Annotated in this window: 3 protein-coding genes; 2 read left to right on the forward strand and 1 reads right to left on the reverse strand. The window is 65.2% G+C overall.

Translation table 11 applies throughout. The features are described 5' to 3' along the window. A partial coding sequence (locus DMB66_RS58020; RefSeq protein WP_305028166.1) for an RHS repeat-associated core domain-containing protein occupies positions 1-1912 on the forward strand: 1912 nt, incomplete at its 5' end. A gap of 20 nt (positions 1913-1932) precedes the next feature. After that, positions 1933-2193 (forward strand): hypothetical protein, encoded by a 261-nt coding sequence (locus DMB66_RS58025; RefSeq protein ID WP_125812495.1) that lies wholly within the window; start codon positions 1933-1935, stop codon positions 2191-2193. Positions 2194-2399: 206 nt separating this feature from the next. Here DMB66_RS58025 and DMB66_RS58030 read toward each other — a convergent pair. After that, positions 2400-3679 (reverse strand): hypothetical protein (locus DMB66_RS58030; protein WP_199753269.1); only part of this gene is annotated, 1280 nt, incomplete at its 5' end.

Below are 3679 nucleotides of genomic sequence, written 5' to 3' on the forward strand. Positions count from 1 at the left end.
TGGCCCGTCCACCGGATACGCCGTCGTGGGCAAGATCTACACCTACGGCGCGTACGGCCAGGTTGCTACCGTCACCGAAAGCTCGGGCTCTGTCACCCGGACCACGACCGTCGGCTACGACGGGGTCGGCCGGCCAACCAGCACCGCCACCTCGGTGTCCGGGCTGCCGAGTTCGTCGTCGGTGACAGCCACCACTGTCGGCTACGACTCCGCCACAGGCCTGCAGACGACAGCGACGCAGGGCTCGACAGTCTTGTCCAGCACTTACGACGTGTTGGGCCGGCTGCTGAGCTACACCGACGCCGACGGTGCCACCACCGCCTACACCTACGACATCGACGGCAACATCAAGAGCGTCAACGACGGCAAATCCACCAGCACGCTCACCTACGACTCGTCCACTGAGCACCGTGGACTGGTCATGGCGCTCGATGCGGGCCTCGGCAGCGGCGTCTCCACCTTCCGTGCCACCTATGGTGCCGGCGGCGATATGTCCACCCAGACCTACCCGAACGGCATGACCGCCACCTACACCTACGACAATGTTCAGAACGTGACTGGCCTGACCTATCTATTGCCCACGTACACCGGCGGCACAGCGGGAACGCTGTCGTTCACTGCCGCGCACGATGCGAGCGCGGAGCCGCGCAGCGTGCACCTCCAATCGCCGATCTCGGCGCAGGATCTCACCTACGACAACGCGGGCCGGCTCACGGAGGTGCAGGACAGTGTTGCCGGGGCCTGCAGCACCCGCGCGTACGGGTATTCCCAGCAGGGGGACCGGACAGCCCTGACCACCTACGGAGCCGGCGCGGACGGCACCTGCCAGACATCGACCGCGAGCGGCACGGCGACCAACACTTACGACACCGCGAACCGGATCATCAACACCGGCTATACCTACGATCAACTCGGCCGTACATTGACGACCCCGGCCGCATCGCTGGCCACCGGCGGTAGCGCATTGTCCGTCGCTTACAACAACTCCGACATGCCGGTGAAGGTGACACAGGGCAGCGATGTGAAGGCATACACGCTGGACCCGGCCGGCCGCTACCGGACCGTAACCGCAAGCACGTCGGGAACCGAAACGAGCCGCATCATCAACCACTACGCCAACACCACCGACTCCCCGGCATGGATCGCTACGTCCTCCGACGCCGGCGGCACTTACACCTGGGAACGGTACGTGTCAGGTATCGGCGGGGGCCTGTCCGCGATACACCGCTCCGACGGCTCGTCCGTCCTGCAGGTCGCCAACCTGCACGGCGACGTCGTCGCCACAGTTCCCAACCAGGTGCCGACCACGTCCGACACCTCAGGAGCCAGCACCACGGCCTATTTCGAATCCACTGAGTACGGTATGCCGCGCGACACTGACAATGCCAGCCGATACGGCTGGCTCGGCGGGGCCCAGCGCTCCTCCACCGACTCCCTCGCCTCGCTTATGCTCATGGGGGTGCGCCTGTACAACCCCGCCAACGGTCGCTTCCTGTCAACCGACACGGTTTACGGCGGGAACGACAATGCGTACAACTACCCCAACGACCCGATCAATCAGTCCGACCTCAGCGGCCGCAAGAAGAAGGTGTGGCACTACTGGGGATGGGAGACCCGATACAACAAGAAGGAAACCGAGGAGCTTGGAAACTGGCTGTGGGAATTCCCCGTCGATGCCTCCCAGGTCCTAGGCGTGCCTATTGCTGGGCTGGTCATGAAGTATGCAAAGCGGGCCGCCATCGCGGCGCTGCTGAACGCCGGTGGATACACCATTTTCGTCGCGGGCGCCCTGCTGGCCATGGGATACACGGCTTTCAAAGCGAGCGAGAAGGGCCGCTGTTTCCGCATTAACAATGGTTGGGCATGGATGACGTGGGGCAGTTATACCGGCAGAAGCCGAGGGTGCAAATGACTCAAGCTAAGAAATCTCCCATGGACAGGGCTGCGAAAGTAGCGGTGGCCAGGGCCACACTTGTACCCGCGGGACTGCTGGAGTCGTGGCCGATCATCATTACCGGTCTCGACCTCTGGTTCGAAGGACGGGTGGCGCATCTTCCTCTGGTCATCCAGTGGACCATGCTCTCGGCAATTGTCGGCTCGGCACTGGGATTCCGCGAGTACCGATCCCAGCGGAAGAAGCAGAACGAAGGCTCGAAGGAACAGGACCAACGAGGCTTGCCCGAAGATGGATGACCACGAGACTCGGTCCTGATCACCCGGGCGGCGTCGGCCGCCCGGGTTCCTCGGGTGACGCGGGTATTTGCCCATCCAGAACTCGGAAACGGAGGTCGTACGCAAGCTGGCTGAGTTGAATCCAGAGTGGCCGCGTTAGCGATCATGAGCCCACGCTGGGCAATTCGCGTGAGGATCACCTCTGAACTGCGGCGACGACGAGCGAGTCAGGCGAAGTCGGTGATCGAGCGTGTGACCAGCCCGGCTCCGAGTAGCGCTACGACCACGGCGCTGACTACCGGTAGCAGTCGCAGCCAGCGCGCGGTGGTCCGGCCGCGGAACCGTTCTGAGGCCGCGGCCATCGACCGGGCCCGCACCAATAGCACGCCGATGCTGATCAGCGCCGCGGCGAGGCCCACGCTGAAGGACAGGATCAGTGCCAGTCCCATCGGGATCTGACCGATGCCCACTGCGAGGATCATTACGCCCAGCGCCTCGGGGCAAGGCACCAGGCCGCCGGACGCGCCCAGCGCCAGCACCGTACCCAGCGAGACCGGTCGGCCGGACTCCCACGCCGGGCCGTGGTCGTGCCCGTGGTCATGCCGGTGCCCATGGTCGTGGTCATGCCCATGGTCGTGGTCATGCCCATGGTCGTGGTCATGCCCATGGTCGTGGTCATGCCCATGGTCGTGGTCGTGCCGGTCGTGGTGTGCGGATGCGTGCATCCACGGGAGGACTGCCCGACGTTGCCACAGCAGCCGAAGACCCAGACCCAGCACCAGGACTCCGGAGACCACTTCCAAGGTCGGGACCAGCACGGATGGTACGACGAACCGGCTCGCGAACAGTGCCAGAACGCCGATCACGACGACGGAGGAGGTATGGGTGACGGTCACCGAGACGCCGAGCGCGAGCGCGTCCCGGACTCGGCCTCCGGTGCCGACCAGATAGGCGGCCATCATGGTCTTGCCGTGCCCGGGCGTCAGCGCGTGAAATGCCCCGAGCGCCATCGCGAGCCCGATCGCCACGATGATGATCCACGGCGACCGCGACGGATCGCGCATCGTAGCGAGCAGGTGTTCGGCACTCCATGTGTCGGTGGTGTCGTCCTGGGCGGCAGCGGTAGTTGGCGTGCCGGTCGGCGTGGCGACGGTGAAGTCTGTCCGCACCTGCTGTTGTTCCTGGTCGCGGCTCAGGGTGCCCGCCGGTATCGAGACACCGTCGGTGCCGGCCACCGTGACCTGGTATCGCGGTTTCTCCGGCGCGAAGTCGTTGCGGTAGAACAGCGAGTGCGTGCCGGCGGCCGGTGCGCTGCCGGTCGCCTTGATGCGCAGGACGCCGTAGCCTGCCTGCGTCTGTGTGTAGTCCGGCAGGTCGACTCGGGCGACGGACAGTGGGATCGCGGTGTCGTCGATGCGCAACGCGATCTTTGCGAGGACCCGCGACGCGTAGTCGTTTCCCTCGTCGCCGCTGAGCGAGTGGTCCGTGTCGCGGTCGAGGTCGGTGA

This window comes from Actinoplanes sp. ATCC 53533 (assembly GCF_003947245.1).